The sequence below is a fragment of the Pseudomonas sp. PD9R genome (assembly GCF_019200975.1).
GTDB lineage: Bacteria > Pseudomonadota > Gammaproteobacteria > Pseudomonadales > Pseudomonadaceae > Aquipseudomonas.
This window is the reverse complement of sequence record NZ_JAHTMR010000020.1, coordinates 53,600-69,200: the sequence shown is the minus strand read 5'-3', so window position 1 is coordinate 69,200 and position 15,601 is coordinate 53,600. Positions and strand designations below refer to the sequence as shown.

The window sequence follows — 15,601 nt, the reverse complement described above, 5'->3', positions numbered from 1 at the left end:
GGAGAAACACTCATGAGCATTACTCGTTACGGCACCGGCAGCACCGCCGCTGGCGGCGCCCCTCGCCCTTTCGCCCGCGCCGTTGAAGCCGATGGCTGGCTGCACGTTTCCGGGCAAGTGCCGGCGTTGGACGGCGAGATCATTACTGGCGGCATTGTCGAACAGACCCACCAGACCATGAAGAATCTGATCGCGATTCTCGAAGAGGCCGGTTATGGCCTGGAAGATGTGGTGCGTGCTGGCGTGTGGCTGGAAGACCCGCGGGATTTCACCAGTTTCAACAAGGTCTTCTCCGAGTATTTCAAACCCGAACACGCACCGGCCCGGGCCTGCGTGCAGGCGAACATGATGGTCGACTGCAAGGTCGAGATCGACTGCATCGCGTACAAGAAAAAGGCCTGATCCGCGGTGGCTCTTGTAGGCGCTGCCGAAGGCTGCGATCTTTTGGCGTTTTTTGAGGTGCCTCAAAGGCAAGATCAAAAGATCGCAGCCTGCGGCAGCTCCTACAGGGCGAATTTGTATGGGAACTACTGACATGACCGAAGACACGATCAAGCGCCGGGCTCGCGGTCTGGACCGGGCGTTCGATATCCTCGATTTCCTTAAGGAGATCGGCCAGCCGCTGCGCCCGAATGAAATTGCCAGTGGCATCGGCAGCCCCAAATCCACGGTCTACGAACTGGTCGCTTCGCTGCTGGAACGACGGATTCTGGAACCGGTCGGCAAGGACGGTCACGTCTACCTCGGCCGTCAGCTGTACTTTCTCGGGCAGGCGCATTTGCGTCATTTCGACCTGACTCGCGAGGCCGATCATGCCTTGCAGGAAATCGTCAGCCAGACCCATGAAACCGCACAGATGTGCCTGCTCAACGGGCGCAAATACACCGTGGCATTGATGAAAGAGGGCGAGCGGCATTTCCGCATTTCCTCGGACATCGGCGAGAACGCGCCAATCCCCTGGACGGCGTCCGGGCGTCTACTGCTGGCGCACCTGAGTGATCAGGCGATCACCGACCTGATCGACCACGATGACTTCATCCTGCCTGGTGGCGAACGTTTGCCGCTGGAGCAGTTTCTCCAGGAAATTCGTCAGGCCGGTATCGATGGCTTCTTTTCCTTCGATAGCGTCGCCGACACCTTTACCCATTGCTTCGCCGCCCCGGTCAAAGACCCTGGCGGCGTGGCCATTGCGACCCTGTGTATCGTCGCCCCCCGGGCCGATGCCAAGAAAAACTACAACGACTACCGCCGGGTGCTGATCGAAAGTGCGAACAGCCTGGCCCGTCGCATCAACGAATAACAGCGGCTGCTTGTGGCCGCGTGGATGAGGAGTTCGAACATGTCTTCTGCCCCAAATACTGCCGCCGTGGAAAAGGGCTCGGCCCAAACCGGCGCCAATCTGGTCCGTGACGTCAGCCTGCCGGCACTGGTGCTGCACCGTGAAGCGCTGGAGCACAACATTCGCTGGATGCAGGCGTTTGTCAGCGACAGCGGCGCCGAGCTCGCGCCCCACGGCAAAACCAGCATGACCCCGGCGTTATTTCGCCGCCAACTGGACGCCGGCGCCTGGGGTATCACCCTGGCCAGCGCCACGCAAACCCGCGCGGCGTATGCCCATGGTGTGCGTCGGGTATTGATGGCCAACCAATTGGTTGGCACGCCGAACATGGCGTTGATCGCCGATTTGCTGGCCGACCCGACGTTCGATTTCTATTGCATGGTTGATCACACGGACAACGTTGCAGACCTGGGGGCTTACTTCGCCTCGCGTGGTGTGCGCTTGAACGTGATGATCGAATACGGCGTGGTCGGTGGCCGTTGTGGTTGCCGCAGCGAACAGGAAGTGCTCGACCTGGCCAAGGCGATCGCTGCGCAACCGGCGCTGGCACTGACCGGGATCGAAGGCTATGAAGGGGTGATTCACGGTGATCATGCGGTCAGCGGCATTCGCGCATTCGCCGGGTCGTTGGTGCGCCTGGCGGTGCAGTTGCAGGACAGCGGCGCGTTCGCCATTCCCAAGCCGATCATCACGGCTTCGGGTTCGGCCTGGTATGACTTGATTGCCGAGGAGTTCGAGTCGCAGAACGCCGGCGGGCGTTTCCTCAGTGTGCTGCGTCCGGGTAGTTACGTCGCCCACGACCATGGCATCTATAAAGAAGCTCAATGTTGCGTGCTCGACCGTCGCAGCGACCTGAACGAAGGCTTGCGTCCGGCGCTGGAAGTCTGGGCGCATGTGCAATCTTTGCCGGAACCGGGTTTCGCGGTGATCGCCCTGGGCAAGCGCGACGTGGCCTACGACGCCGGTTTGCCGGTGCCATTGCTGCGTTACAAGGCGGGTGTGGTGCCGGCGCATGGCGATGACGTGAGTGCCTGCAAGGTGACGGCGGTGATGGACCAGCATGCGTTCATGACCGTGGCACCTGGGGTCGAATTGCGCGTGGGCGATATCATTTCGTTCGGCACTTCGCACCCGTGTCTGACGTTCGACAAATGGCGCACGGCGTGTCTGGTGGATGAGCAGTTGAACGTCATCGAGAACATGGAAACCTGTTTCTAAGGTTTAGACCGCGACGCGGCCTTCGCGGGCTAGCCTCGCTCCTACAAAAGGCGACGCGGTCCCTGTAGGGGCGAGGCTTGCCCGTGAAGGCGGCCGCCCAGACAACAAAGAAACACCAGAGACTCCATAAATGAACACCATCAACACCCTGGGCCCCAACACCCCGCGCATCGCCCTGATCGGCGAGTGCATGATCGAACTGCAGCACCGCGCCGACGGTAGCCTGCAACAAAGCTTCGGCGGCGACACGTTGAACACCGCGGTTTACCTGTCCCGCGAACTGGGAGCCGCTGGCACGGTGGATTACGTCACCGCCCTGGGCGATGACAGTTTCAGCGATGCCATGTGCCAGAGCTGGGCCGAGGAAAACATCGGCCTGGGGATGGTCCAGCGCTTGCCCGGCCGTTTGCCGGGGCTGTATTGCATCCAGACCGACGCGGCTGGCGAACGCCGTTTTCTCTACTGGCGCAATGAAGCGGCGGTTCGTGATTGCTTCACCACCCCGGCTGCCGCGCCGATTCTGGCGGCGCTGCCGGATTACGACGTGCTGTATTTCAGCGGCATCACTCTGGCGGTGCTTGGCGTGCAGGGCCGGGAAAAGTTACTGGAAACCCTGATTGAAGCCCGGCAGCGCGATGCTCGGATCGTCTTCGACAACAACTACCGGCCACGTCTTTGGGCGACGGTCGAGGACGCGCGGGCGGCTTATCGCAGTGTGCTGCCTTATGTCGATCTGGCGTTGTTGACCGTCGATGACGAACAGGCGTTGTTCCATTTTTCCGATTGCGAAGCGGTGTTCGCGGCCTACGAGCAGATCGGCACGCCTGAAGTGGTGCTCAAGCGTGGCGCTGACGCCTGCCTGATTCGCTGTGCCGGCGAGTCCTTCGAAGTACCGGCGCAGAAGGTCGAGCGCGTGGTAGACACCACGGCAGCGGGGGATTCTTTCAGCGCGGCGTACCTGGCCAGTCGGCTCAAGGGCAGCAGCCCGGCCGAAGCGGCAGAAGCGGGGCATCGCTTGGCGAGTCGAGTGATTCAAATCCCCGGGGCACTTATCCCCAAAGTGTAAAACCCGATCCCCCTGTAGGAGCTGCCGAAGGCTGCGATCTTTTGATTTTGCTCTTGAAAAACAACATCAAAAGATCGCAGCCTGCGGCAGCTACTACAGGTGATTCGTTGCAGCAAAGGGGAAGCCTGATCTCAATCCCGGTAAAACACCTGCACCAGGTGATACCCGAACTTGCTCTTGATCGGCCCATGCACCACCCGCAACGGTTTCTTGAAAATCACCGCATCAATGGCACCGACCATCTGCCCCGGCCGCACTTCGCCCAGATCGCCGCCACGTTTGCCGGATGGGCAGGTGGAGTATTTTTTGGCCAGCACATCGAAGGCTTCGCCTTTGGCGATGCGTTGTTTGAGCTGCTCGGCTTCTTCCGAGGTTTTCACCAGAATATGGCGGGCTTGAGCTTTCATGGGGCGGTTACCTTGCAACGGTGGTGACGATGGCGGCATTGGTGCTGAATCGGGGGGGCGCGATTATGCCCTAACTCACTCGGGTTGGCCGATCATCGTGCGAATCTTGTTGGCCAACAGGTCGATGGAAAACGGTTTGGCCACCATGTCCATGCCTTCCTCAAGGAAGCCCTGGCGCTCGGCGGCCATTTGCGCGTAACCGGTCATGAACAGCACTTTGAGGTGCGGACGATGCTGGCGGGCGATTTCCGCCAATTGTCGGCCGTTCATCCCCGGTAATCCGACGTCGGTCACAAGTAAATCGACCCGCAGGTCGGATTCAAGCAGAGGCAGCGCAGTTTTCGCGTCTTCGGCTTCGTGGGCGTGATAGCCCAGCTCCCTGAGCAGATTGAGGACCAGCATGCGCACCGCAGGATCATCCTCCACCAGCACCACGGTTTCCCCGGCTATGGCTGGCGGTGCTTCGCTAGTGACGGGCGTCAGCACGTCGTGCTCTTCCTCGGCGTACAGACGCGGCAGGTAAAGGCGCACGCTGGTGCCTTGGCCGGGCATGCTGAACAGGCTCACATGGCCGCCCGACTGCTGGGCAAACCCGTAAATCATCGATAACCCCAATCCGGTGCCCTGGCCGATGGGCTTGGTGGTGAAGAACGGATCGAACGCCTTGGCCAGCACCTTGGGCGTCATGCCGGTGCCGTTGTCGCTGACGGCGATCATCAGGTAATCGCCGGCCTTGACCGGTTCCAGGGTGTTGATGTCGCTGCTGTCCAGATACACATTGGCGGTTTCGATACGCAGTTCGCCGCCATCGGGCATGGCGTCTCTTGCGTTTATCACCAGATTGAGCAAGGCATTTTCCAGTTGGCTGACATCGGTGCTGACTGGCCAGACGTCGTCGGCCAGTTGCAGCAGCAGTTCGATGTGATCGCCCTTGGTTCGGCGGAAGAGGTCTTCGAGGGAATGGATCAGATCGTTGGCGTTCAGCGGTCGGCGATCCAGCGACTGACGCCGGGAAAACGCCAGCAGGCGATGGGTCAGCGCGGCGGCGCGATTGGCCGAAGACACCGCCGCTTCGGTGAATCTGCCGATTTCCTCGGTGCGCCCATCGGCGATGTAGCGCTGCATCAGGTCGAGGCTGCCAATGATTCCGGTGAGCATGTTGTTGAAGTCATGGGCTATGCCGCCCGTGAGCTGGCCAACCGCTTCCATCTTCTGCGCATGGCGCAAGGCGTCTTCGGCACGCTCGCGTTCAAACATTTCGTTCTGCAGCCGCTGATTGGTTTCGGCCAGTTGCTGGGTGCGGGCCGCCACCCGCTCTTCGAGGGTTTCGTTGAGGTTGCGCAGGGCTTCTTCGGTTTTTTTGCGCTCGGTTTCGTCGATCACAAAAATATAGAAACCATTCACAGCGCCGTCCGCACCGTGACGTGGCAAATAGTTCATCAGCGCGTGACGAATACTGCCGTCACGGTGCGGCGTATTAATGCTGAAACAACAGGGCCGGCCGGACAGCGCTTCGGTGATGTGTTCGGCGCGCAAAGCATAGGCTTCGGCACCCAGCACTTCGCGTACCGTGCGGCCGTAGAGTTCCTGCGGCGTCAAACCGTACCAGTCCAGGTACGCGGCATTGTTCAGGCGAAAGCGCTCTTCACGGTCGACATAGCTGATCAGGATCGGCATGGCGTTGATGATCAGCTGCAGCTCGGTCTGACTCTGACGCAACGCCTGCTCGGTGTTTTTACGATCAGTGAGATCAAGTGAGGCACCCAGGAACCGGATCGGCCGCCCATGATGGTCCTTGTAGCACCGCCCGCGAGCAAACACCCAACGCAGTTGGCCATCCGGTTGCAGCAGACGATATTCCTCGGCGTATTCGGTGCCGTGGGTGATGCAGTGCTTGATGCTGCGGGCGATCAGGGCGCGGTCTTCCGGATGCACGGCATGCAGGTATTCGGTGATCGGCAACTGACTGGCCATGGCCGGGTCGATGCCGTGCAACTGGGCAAAATGAGCGTCGGCGATGAAACGGTCCTCGCTGATGTCCCAGTCCCAAGTGCCGACCGCATCGGTGGCAGCGAGGGCCAGTTGCAGGCGTTCCTCGGTTTCTTGCTGGGCCTTGAGGCTGGCGGCGGAGCGTTGTTCAAGCTCCAGCGCGATGCGTCGGCGCTCGTTGGTTTCGATGGCGGTAACGAGTATCCCGGCCACCTCGGTGTTTTCGTCGCGAATCGGGCTGTAGGTCAAATCGAGCCAGAAGTCGGAATCCTTACCGTCACGTTGCAGGGTGAAGCGTTGTTCGCTGTAGGTACGCACCTGGCCTTGTAGGACGGCGCTGTAAATCGGGTCGGTGAAGTCCTGTAACTCTGGCCAGATCAGGTGTGTGGGTTGTCCGAAAGCGTGCGGATGCTTGCTGCCGGCCAGCAGGGCGAAGCCGTCGTTGTAGATCTGCGTCAGCTGCGACCCCCAGAGCAACAGCATCGGCATCGGCGAATGAATCACAATGTCCACGGCGGTTCGCAGGCTCTGCGGCCATGTGCTGGCCGCGCCCAGCGGGCTACTTGCCCAGTCCAGTCGGGCAATCAAGGCCTGGGCATCGCTGCCGGTCGGTGATGCGTTCATCAAGGTGCCCTGCACAAAAGTCGGTGTGGCGGCGTCTACTATTCTTGCTAGACGCTGGATGACCACCATTGGGTCATTTTTTTATTGAATGCTTCGCGGGTGCTTTTTGCCATGGAAATCGATGCGTTATTAAGACAACTGGCCAGTCAGGATGGCTCCGATCTTTACCTTTCCACCGGTGCACCACCCAGTGCACGGTTCGACGGTGTACTCACACCCCTGACCGATCAGCCGTTCAAACCGGGGCAGATTGCGGCAATGGCCTCGTCGGTCATGGACACCGAACAGCGTCTTGAGTTCGAGCGTGATCTGGAGATGAACCTGGCGATCTCCCTGCCAGGGATCGGGCGCTTTCGGGTCAATATTTTCAAACAGCGTAACGACGTGTCGATGGTGGTGCGCAACGTCAAACTCGACATACCACGGTTCGAAGACCTCAAGTTACCCTCGGTGCTGCTCGAAACGGTGATGCTCAAGCAAGGCTTGATGCTGTTCGTCGGCGCGACCGATTCGGGCAAGTCTACCTCGCTGGCGGCCCTGATCGATTACCGCAATCGCCACAGTCACGGGCATATCGTCACCATTGAAGACCCGGTCGAGTACATTCACCGCCACAGAAAATCCATCATCAACCAGCGCGAAGTCGGCGTCGACACCCGCAGTTTTCACGCGGCGTTGAAAAATACCCTGCGCCAGGCTCCGGATGTCGTACTGATTGGCGAAATACGCGACCGCGAAACCATGGAGCACGCGCTGGCGTTTGCTGATTCCGGGCATCTGGTGATTTCTACATTACACGCCCATAACGCCAATCAGGCGCTGGACCGGGTTATCAACTTCTTCCCTGAAGAGCGTCGGAGACAACTGCTCAACGATCTGGGCAACAACCTCAAGGCCTTTGTGTCACAACGTTTGGTACGCACCCGTGACGGTCAGCGTCGGGTGGCGGTAGAGGTGATGCTGGGGACGCCGACCATTGGTGATCTGATCCGACGCAATGAGTTTGGCGAACTCAAAGGGGTGATGGAGAAGTCGGCGGCCATAGGCATGCAGACGTTCGATGCCGCACTTTACGCCTTGGTCGTGGAGGGCGCGATTGCCGAGGAAGAAGCGCTGAAGCATGCGGATTCGGTGAATAACCTGCGTTTGCGGCTGAAGATGCAAAACGATTCCATTCCTGGCGACTGGCGACTGGGGACTGATGGACTGACACATCCCGTGTAGGAGCTGCCGAAGGCTGCGATCTTTTGATCTTGATCTTTGAAAAACAAAATCAAAAGATCGCAGCCTTCGGCAGCTCCTACAGGGGGTGTTTCAATCCTTGAGTTCGGGGCGGTTGCGGAATTGCTCCAGCGCCTCAGGGTTGGCCAGTGCATCAGTATTTTTCACTGTCTGCCCATGCACCACATTGCGCACCGCAAGTTCCACCACTTTGCCGCTGATGGTCCGGGGAATGTCGGTCACCGCGACAATCTTCGCCGGCACATGGCGCGGTGTGGTATTGGCGCGGATGACCTGGCGGATTTGCTGCGCCAGTGCCTGGTCCAGTTCGACCCCGTCGCGCAAACGCACGAACAGCACCACACGCACGTCATCCTGCCATTGCTGGCCGATGGCAACGCTGTCCAGCACCTGCGGGACTTTTTCCACCTGGCGATAGATTTCCGCTGTGCCGATACGCACGCCGCCGGGATTGAGCGCAGCGTCGGAGCGACCGTGGATCATCATCGCGCCGTGGGGCAGTTGCTCGGCGTAATCACCTTGAGCCCAGACACCCGGAAACTGGCTGAAATAGGAGGCCTTGAGCTTTTCGCCATCGGGGTCGTTCAACAGGCCGATGGGCATTGCCGGGAAGTGCCGGGTGCACACCAGTTCGCCTTTCTCGCCAATCACCGGTTGACCCTCGTCGTTCCAGACCTCGACGGCCATGCCCAGGCTTTTACCCTGCATTTCGCCGCGACGCACCGGTTGCAGCGGATTGCCGTTGGCAAAGCACGAGACGATATCGGTGCCCCCCGACATCGATGCCAGGCACAGATCGCGCTTGAGGTCGCGATAGACGTAATCATAACTCTGCGGCGATAACGCAGATCCGGTGCAGAGCAGGGTTTTCAGGCTGCTCAGGTCATGGCTTTGCATGGGTTTGACGCCGCTGCTTTCCAGTGTCGCCAGGTATTTGGGGCTGGTGCCAAAGACGCTGATGCGTTCGTCATCGATCAGGTCGATCAAGCGCTCGGGGTCGGGTTGAAACGGCGAGCCGTCGTACAGCACCACGGCGCTGCCCACCGCCAGGGCCGAGACCAGCCAGTTCCACATCATCCAGCCGCAGGTGGTGTAGTAGAACAAGCGCTCGCCGGGGCCAAGATCGCTGTGCAAACCATGTTCTTTGACGTGTTGCAACAGCACGCCGCCGGTGCTGTGGATGATGCATTTGGGCACGCCGGTGGTGCCGCTGGAATAGAGAATGTAAAGCGGATGCGCGAAGGGCATGGCGACGAAATCCGGTTCACCGCCAGGGAAATAGAAGTCGTCCCACAGCGTCACGTTGGCCTGCGTGTGGAAATCTTCGATGTGCGCCTGCGGACGTGCATAGGGCACGACGATCAGTTGTTGCAATGACGGCAGGCGTTCGAGGATTTCGTTGACCTTGATGGTCTGGTCAATCTCCTTGCCGGCGTAACGGTAACCGGCACAGGTAACCAGCACTTTCGGTTCGATCTGGCCGAAGCGGTCGATCACCCCCTGCGTGCCGAAGTCCGGCGAAGAACAGGACCAGATCGCCCCAAGGCTAGTGGTGCCGAGCATGGCCACCAGGGTTTGCCAGGTATTGGGCATGCAGGCGGCGACCCGGTCGCCGAGGCCAACACCGGCGGCGATCAAACCGTTTTGAAAACCTGCGACGTGCTCAGCCAGTTCAGCCCAGGTCAACTGCTCACGCTGACCGTTTTCACCTACGGCGACGACTGCTACGGCATCGTCGCGACGGCGCAGCAGGTGCTCGGCAAAATTCAGGGTTGCGCCGGGGAACCATTGGGCGCTGGGCATCTGCGGGCCTTCCACCAACACCGCGTCGGGTTGCTGATGGAAACGGATGTCGAAGAAATCGACGATGGCTTGCCAGAAATCCTCGCGCTGATCGATGGACCATTGGTGCAGGGCAGGGTAGTCATTGATGTGCAGGTAGTGGCGCTGATTGACGGCGCGCCGGAAAGCCTCCATGCGGGTCTTGCCGATGCGCCCAGGGGAAGGCTGCCAAAGGATGTCGGACATGATTCGCCTCTTTTTCTATCTTTAGATCCATTCGCGGGGAAGCCTCGCTCCTACAAGGGCAGCGCAATACCCTGTAGGAGCGAGGCTTGCCCGCGAAGAACGACAACGCGGTCTGCTGGCTCCTTACTGCGCCAACCACCCACCATCAATATTCCACGCCGCACCACGCACCTGGCTACCGGCCTCGCTGCACAAAAACAGCACCAGCTCCCCCAGTTGCGGCGGCGTCACGAATTCCAGCGACGGCTGCTTCTCGGCCAGCAGATCGTGTTGCGCCTGCTGCGGATCGATCCCGGTGGCGGCGCGATCATCAATTTGCTTCTGCACCAGTGGCGTCAGCACCCATCCAGGGCAAATGGCGTTGCAGGTAACGTGGCTGGTGGCGGTTTCCAGGGCGACCACTTTGGTCAAGCCGATGACCCCATGCTTGGCGGCAACATAAGCCGCTTTGCCCACTGAACCTACCAGGCCATGCACTGAAGCGATGTTGATCACCCGGCCCCAGCCCTTGGCCCGCATGCCCGGCAGGCTCAGACGCGTGCTGTGAAACACCGACGACAGGTTGATCGCAATGATCGAATCCCAGCGCTCCACCGGAAATTCGTCCACTGGCGCTACGTGCTGGATGCCTGCGTTGTTCACCAGAATGTCGACACCACCGAATTCACGTTCGGCGTAGGCGATCATGTCGGCGATCTGTGCCGGGTCGCTGACGTCGGCGGGGTGATGGCCAACTTTGCCACCGAATTGCTCGACCTCGGCAATCACTTTGGAGGCATCGCCGAAACCGTTGAGGATCAGATTGGCACCGGCCTTGGCCAGGCTCAGGGCGATGCCCAAGCCAATGCCGCTGGTGGAGCCGGTAACCAGTGCGGTCTTGCCCGAAAGAGTCGTCATGAATTCCTCACACAATGCCAGTGGCGTAGAAGGTGCCGATCACCACGAATACCGCCAGGGTCTTGATCAGCGTAATACAGAAAATGTCTTTGTAAGCCTCGCGGTGGGTCAGACCGGTGACCGCCAGCAAGGTAATCACCGCGCCGTTGTGCGGCAGGGTGTCCATGCCGCCACTGGCCATCGCGGCCACACGGTGCAGCACTTCCAGCGGAATATTGGCGGCGTGGGCGGCGCTGATGAACTGCTCGGACATTGCCGCCAGTGCGATGCTCATGCCGCCCGAGGCGGACCCGGTGATGCCGGCCAGCAACGTCACGGTAATCGCTTCGTTGACCAGTGGGTTGGGAATGCTCTTGAGCCAGTCGGCCAGTACCAGGAAGCCCGGGAGGGAGGCGATGACCGCACCAAAACCGTATTCCGATGCGGTGTTCATCGCCGCCAGTAATGCACCGCTGACCGCGCTTTTGCTGCCTTCGGCGAGTTTGCTGCGAATCGCCCGGAAGCCGAACGCCAGCACCATGATGATGCCCACCAGCAGCGCGGCTTGAACGGCCCAGATCGCCGTGAGTTTGGCGATGTCGGTGGTCACCGGCGTGGCCATGCCTGGCAGCGCGAGGCTATGGGTTTTGCCGTACCACTGCGGAATCCACTGGGTGAACAGCAGGTTCATGATGCCCACCGCCAGCAGCGGCGAGAGGGCGATCCAGGGGTTGGGCAGCTTGATGTCGGCGGCGGTTTCCGGCTCGTTGCGCAACTCCGTGCCATAGCCTTCACCAGCACGTTGGGCCTTGTTACGTTGGCGCTGGAGAAACAGCATGCCGGCGCAGAACACGAAGATCGTGCCGATCAGGCCCAGCCACGGTGCAGCCCAAGCGGTGGTGTTGAAGAAGGTGCTGGGAATGATGTTCTGGATTTGCGGGGTGCCGGGCAGGGCGTCCATGGTGAACGAGAACGCGCCGAGGGCGATGGTCGCCGGGATCAGGCGCTTGGGGATGTCGCTCTGGCGAAACATTTCAGCGGCAAACGGGTAGACCGCGAACACCACCACAAACAGCGAAACGCCGCCGTAGGTGAGCAGCGCACAGACCAGCACGATCACCAGCATCGCCTGGCGGGTGCCAAGCAAGCGAATGGCTGCCGCAACGATAGAACGCGAGAAACCCGACAATTCGATCAACTTGCCGAACACTGCACCGAGCAGGAATACCGGGAAATACAGTTTGATGAAGCCGACCATTTTCTCCATGAACACGCCAGTGAAAGCGGGCGCAACGGCGGAAGGGTCGGTAAGCAGAACGGCGCCGAGGGCGGCGATCGGAGCAAAAAGAATAACGCTGTAGCCACGGTAAGCAGCCAGCATCAGCAGCGCGAGGGCTGCCAAGGCAATGATCACACTCATGGTGTGTCTCCTGGTTTGTTATTTTTGTAAGGGTGGTTCTTTTGTAGGAGAGCGCTATAGCGAGTTTTGTGCCATATAGCTAAGGTGTTGAAATATAACGATTTAATTTTATTTTATTGAATGTGTGAAAGATTATTGTCTCTGTTGTGAGACTTTTTAAAATTGAAAAGATCGCAGCCTTCGGCAGCTCCTACAGGGGAACGCTAAATCCCGTGTAGGAGCTGCCGAAGGCTGCGATTTTTTGACCTTGGAAAGAATATCTACAAATAGAGATTTCTGTCTCTTTATGGAGACTCAGCAATCCCCAACGCCACCATCTTCTTATACAACGTCGAGCGACCCAGCCCCAATCGCGCCGCCGCTTCAATCACCTTACCCCCACATTGAGCGAGGGCAGTTTCGATCAGCTGCCGGTCAAAGCGCTCTCGCGCCGCGCTGAAGGTCTCATGTTCCACCGCTTCGACGGTTACAGGCGCTGTACGCTCCATCGGCATGAAAGTGCCAATGGCCGCGCGAATATCCGCCACCGTGAGTCGCAGGTCATCGCTGAGCAAAGCAGCCCGCTCCAGTACGTTGCGCAGTTCGCGGATGTTCCCCGGCCAGGCATGCTGTCCCAGCAACTCCAGCGCTTCGCTGTTCAGTTCGTGTTGGCTGCGCAGTTCTTCGAGAATCGCTTCGCTGAGAGCAGGCAGGTCGTCGAGGCGGTCGCGCAGCGGCGGAACCTGGATCGGCAGGACATTGAGGCGGTAATACAAATCGGCGCGAAACTCACCGCGTTTGATCGCCGCTTCAAGATCAGTAGAGGTCGCAGCGATCACTCGCACATCGCTCTGGATCACGTCGTTGGAACCCACCGGTTCGAATTCCTTTTCCTGCAGCACCCGCAGCAGTTTGCTTTGCAGGGGCAACGGCATGTCGCCGATTTCATCGAGGAACAACGTACCGCCCTGGGCGATCTGCAACTTGCCGGCGCGACCCTTGCGGTCGGCACCGGTAAAGGCACCGGGGGCGGTGCCGAAGAATTCGGCTTCCAGCAGCGACTCGGGAATCGCCGCGCTATTGATGCTGACAAAGGCTTTATGCGCACGCGGCGACGCATTGTGGATCGCTTGCGCCAGCAGCTCTTTGCCGGTGCCGGTTTCACCGAGCAGCAACACCGGCGATTCGGTGCTGGCACTGCGCCGGGCGCGGCGTTTGACTTCTAGGCTGGCGGCGCTGGTGCCGATGAAATGGGCAAAGTTGTACTTGGTCTGCCGTGCACGCAACAGCGAGCGGGTTGAAGCGAGTTCTTCCTGCATGTTCATGTAGCGCTTGAGCATCGGCGACAGGCTGCGTAATTCGTCAAACAGGGCAAAGCCGATGGCGCCAATCACTTCACCGGCGTCGTCGTGAATCGGCAAGCGCATGACCACCAATGGCTCTTTTGGCGTGTCCTGCATGTCGAGCAGAATCGGCCGGCCAGTGCGCACCACTTCGCGCAACAGGCTGCCGGGGATCACGCTTTCGCAGGCCTTGCCGATCGCGCCTTCTGCCGATTGCAGGCCGAAACGCTTGGCATAGCGCTCGTTCATCCAGACGATGTTGGCGTCACGGTCGACAATCACCGTGCCTTCACTCGACTGCTCGATGATCTCGAACAACGAGCGGATCGCCAGCAAGCGGACGCGCTGGTAGTCCTTTAGGCTTTCGGTGGTGTTCATGAAGACATCCCATTGTCGAAGATCAAGATCAAAAGATCGCAGCCTGCGACAGCTCCTGCAGGGGTGTTATGCAGGAGCTGCCGCAGGCTGCGATCTATTCAAAAATTATGCCTGCCGCGGATGTGCCGCCGCCAACAGCTCTTTGGTGTACGGGTGCTGCGGCGAATCGAACACGTCGTGGCTGGCGCCGCTTTCCACGACCTTGCCGTCCTTGATTACGATCATGTCGTGCGCCAAGGCGCGGACCACCGCCAGGTCATGGCTGATGAAGAGGTATGTCAGGCCATGTTTTTCCTGAAGCTGACGGAGCAGGGCGACCACTTGTTTTTGCACGGTGCGGTCCAATGCGGAGGTCGGCTCGTCGAGCAGGATCAGCGCCGGTTTCAGCACCAGCGCCCGAGCGATGGCGATGCGCTGGCGTTGGCCGCCGGAGAACTCGTGGGGATAGCGATGGCGACTCTGCGGATCGAGTCCGACTTCTTGCAACGCCCGGATGACCTCGGCGTTGCACTCTTCAGTACTCAACTGACTGTGCACTTCGAGGCCTTCGCAGATGATCTGCTCCACAGACATTCGTGGGCTGAGGCTGCCGAAAGGGTCTTGAAAAACCACCTGCATTTTCTTGCGCCATGGCCGCAATTGCTTCTGCGTCAGGCCGTCCAGCGCCTGACCTTGAAAGCGAATGCTACCTTCGGAGTCGAGCAACCGCAGGATCGCCTGGCCGAGGGTGGACTTGCCAGAACCGGATTCACCGACGATACCCAGCGTCTTGCCACGCTGGATGCTCAGGCTGATGCCGTCCACCGCGTTCAAATAAGTCTTGCGCTGAAACAACCCGCCGCTGATTGCGAATTGCACTCGCAGATTGTCCACTTCCAGCACGTTTTCACGTTCATCGCGGGGCAGTGCTTCACCTTCCGGTTCGGCGTTGAGCAAGACGCAGCTGTAGGGGTGTTTCGGTTCGGTGAAGATCGTTTCGCAGCTGGCTTGCTCAACAATTTCGCCGGCCTTCATTACGCAAACGCGCTGGGCGATGCTGCGCACCAGATTAAGGTCGTGGCTAATCAGCAGCAGTGACATGCCCAAACGCTGTTGCAGGGATTTGAGCAGCAACAGGATCTTGCGCTGTACCGTAACATCCAGTGCCGTGGTGGGCTCGTCGGCGATCAGCAGTTCAGGTTCGCAGGCCAGGGCCATGGCAATCATCACCCGCTGGCGTTGCCCGCCGGACAATTGGTGCGGATAGGCCTTGAGCCTTTCCTTGGGTTTCTTGATGCCCACCAGATGCAGCAACTCGAGAATCCGCGCTTGCGCCGCTTTACCGGCCAGGCCTTTATGCACGAGCAAGGTCTCGCCGATCTGCTTTTCGATGCTGTGCAGCGGATTGAGCGAGGTCATCGGCTCCTGGAAAATCATCGCAATGCGATTGCCCCGCAGCTCACGCAGCACCTTGGACGAGGCACCCAGCAATTCCTTGCCGTGATAACGGATGCTACCGCGGCTTTCAGTGCCGACTTCGGGTAGCAATTGCAAAATCGAATGGGCGGTCACCGATTTGCCCGAGCCCGACTCGCCCACCAGCGCCAGGCACTCACCGGGACGTATGTCCAGGCACAGATTGCGCACAACGGTCTGGCCGTTGAAGGCCACGCTGAGGTCACGGATTTCGATCAGGTTACTCATGTCAGCAGT

General features: G+C 59.7%; 11 protein-coding genes and 1 pseudogene. 5 read left to right on the top strand and 7 right to left on the bottom strand.

The window, feature by feature from the left end:
• The first annotated feature begins 12 nt into the window (after positions 1 to 12).
• The 4 genes from KUF73_RS27530 (at position 13) to KUF73_RS27515 (ending at position 3,623) form a co-directional block, all read left to right on the top strand.
• Positions 13 to 402 carry a RidA family protein gene (locus KUF73_RS27530; RefSeq protein ID WP_218441113.1) on the top strand — a complete coding sequence of 130 codons (390 nt, stop codon included), beginning with the start codon at positions 13 to 15 and terminating at the stop codon, positions 400 to 402.
• A 133-nt stretch (positions 403 to 535) separates the two neighbouring features.
• The gene (locus KUF73_RS27525; RefSeq protein ID WP_218441130.1) at positions 536 to 1,300 is read left to right on the top strand and encodes an IclR family transcriptional regulator; all 765 of its coding nucleotides are present in this window, start codon (positions 536 to 538) and stop codon (positions 1,298 to 1,300) included.
• Positions 1,301 to 1,339: 39 nt separating this feature from the next.
• The gene (locus KUF73_RS27520) at positions 1,340 to 2,557 is read left to right on the top strand and encodes an amino acid deaminase (RefSeq protein WP_218441112.1); all 1,218 of its coding nucleotides are present in this window, start codon (positions 1,340 to 1,342) and stop codon (positions 2,555 to 2,557) included.
• Between the two features lie 130 nt (positions 2,558 to 2,687).
• Positions 2,688 to 3,623, top strand: a complete 936-nt coding sequence (locus KUF73_RS27515; RefSeq protein WP_218441111.1) for a sugar kinase — start codon at positions 2,688 to 2,690, stop codon at positions 3,621 to 3,623.
• A gap of 131 nt (positions 3,624 to 3,754) precedes the next feature.
• Here KUF73_RS27515 and KUF73_RS27510 read toward each other — a convergent pair whose 3' ends face one another.
• Entirely contained in the window at positions 3,755 to 4,030 is a 276-nt protein-coding gene (locus KUF73_RS27510; protein ID WP_007933743.1) for a peptidylprolyl isomerase, read from the bottom strand.
• Positions 4,031 to 4,105: 75 nt separating this feature from the next.
• Positions 4,106 to 6,643 carry a PAS domain-containing protein gene (locus tag KUF73_RS27505; protein ID WP_218441110.1) on the bottom strand — a complete coding sequence of 846 codons (2,538 nt, stop codon included), beginning with the start codon at positions 6,641 to 6,643 and terminating at the stop codon, positions 4,106 to 4,108.
• A gap of 111 nt (positions 6,644 to 6,754) precedes the next feature.
• On the opposite strand from KUF73_RS27505, the pseudogene KUF73_RS27500 reads away from it, so the two are divergent.
• A pseudogene (locus tag KUF73_RS27500) lies at positions 6,755 to 7,853 on the top strand (PilT/PilU family type 4a pilus ATPase).
• A gap of 104 nt (positions 7,854 to 7,957) precedes the next feature.
• Here KUF73_RS27500 and KUF73_RS27495 read toward each other — a convergent pair.
• The 5 genes from KUF73_RS27495 to KUF73_RS27475 all read right to left on the bottom strand — a co-directional run bounded on the left by KUF73_RS27495 (position 7,958) and on the right by KUF73_RS27475 (position 15,592).
• Positions 7,958 to 9,913 carry an acetoacetate--CoA ligase gene (locus KUF73_RS27495; RefSeq protein WP_218441108.1) on the bottom strand — a complete coding sequence of 652 codons (1,956 nt, stop codon included), beginning with the start codon at positions 9,911 to 9,913 and terminating at the stop codon, positions 7,958 to 7,960.
• Between the two features lie 123 nt (positions 9,914 to 10,036).
• Positions 10,037 to 10,810, bottom strand: a complete 774-nt coding sequence (gene hbdH, locus KUF73_RS27490) for a 3-hydroxybutyrate dehydrogenase (protein ID WP_218441107.1) — start codon at positions 10,808 to 10,810, stop codon at positions 10,037 to 10,039.
• A 7-nt stretch (positions 10,811 to 10,817) separates the two neighbouring features.
• Positions 10,818 to 12,209, bottom strand: a complete 1,392-nt coding sequence (locus KUF73_RS27485) for a GntP family permease (RefSeq protein WP_218441106.1) — start codon at positions 12,207 to 12,209, stop codon at positions 10,818 to 10,820.
• Positions 12,210 to 12,493: 284 nt separating this feature from the next.
• On the bottom strand, positions 12,494 to 13,909 hold the full coding sequence (locus KUF73_RS27480; protein WP_218441105.1) for a sigma-54-dependent Fis family transcriptional regulator: 1,416 nt from the start codon (positions 13,907 to 13,909) through the stop codon (positions 12,494 to 12,496).
• Between the two features lie 105 nt (positions 13,910 to 14,014).
• Complete coding sequence (locus KUF73_RS27475) at positions 14,015 to 15,592, bottom strand: ABC transporter ATP-binding protein (protein WP_218441104.1); 1,578 nt, start codon at positions 15,590 to 15,592, stop codon at positions 14,015 to 14,017.
• Between the last annotated feature and the right edge of the window lie 9 nt (positions 15,593 to 15,601).

Bases quoted from the DNA above. Each gene is read 5' to 3' on its own strand.
- KUF73_RS27530 (WP_218441113.1), top strand. From the start codon at position 13: ATGAGCATTACTCGTTACGGCACCGGCAGCACCGCCGCTGGCGGCGCC.
- KUF73_RS27525 (WP_218441130.1), top strand. From the start codon at position 536: ATGACCGAAGACACGATCAAGCGCCGGGCTCGCGGTCTGGACCGGGCG.
- KUF73_RS27520 (WP_218441112.1), top strand. From the start codon at position 1,340: ATGTCTTCTGCCCCAAATACTGCCGCCGTGGAAAAGGGCTCGGCCCAA.
- KUF73_RS27515 (WP_218441111.1), top strand. From the start codon at position 2,688: ATGAACACCATCAACACCCTGGGCCCCAACACCCCGCGCATCGCCCTG.
- KUF73_RS27510 (WP_007933743.1), bottom strand. From the start codon at position 4,030: ATGAAAGCTCAAGCCCGCCATATTCTGGTGAAAACCTCGGAAGAAGCC.
- KUF73_RS27505 (WP_218441110.1), bottom strand. From the start codon at position 6,643: ATGAACGCATCACCGACCGGCAGCGATGCCCAGGCCTTGATTGCCCGA.
- KUF73_RS27495 (WP_218441108.1), bottom strand. From the start codon at position 9,913: ATGTCCGACATCCTTTGGCAGCCTTCCCCTGGGCGCATCGGCAAGACC.
- hbdH (WP_218441107.1), bottom strand. From the start codon at position 10,810: ATGACGACTCTTTCGGGCAAGACCGCACTGGTTACCGGCTCCACCAGC.
- KUF73_RS27485 (WP_218441106.1), bottom strand. From the start codon at position 12,209: ATGAGTGTGATCATTGCCTTGGCAGCCCTCGCGCTGCTGATGCTGGCT.
- KUF73_RS27480 (WP_218441105.1), bottom strand. From the start codon at position 13,909: ATGAACACCACCGAAAGCCTAAAGGACTACCAGCGCGTCCGCTTGCTG.
- KUF73_RS27475 (WP_218441104.1), bottom strand. From the start codon at position 15,592: ATGAGTAACCTGATCGAAATCCGTGACCTCAGCGTGGCCTTCAACGGC.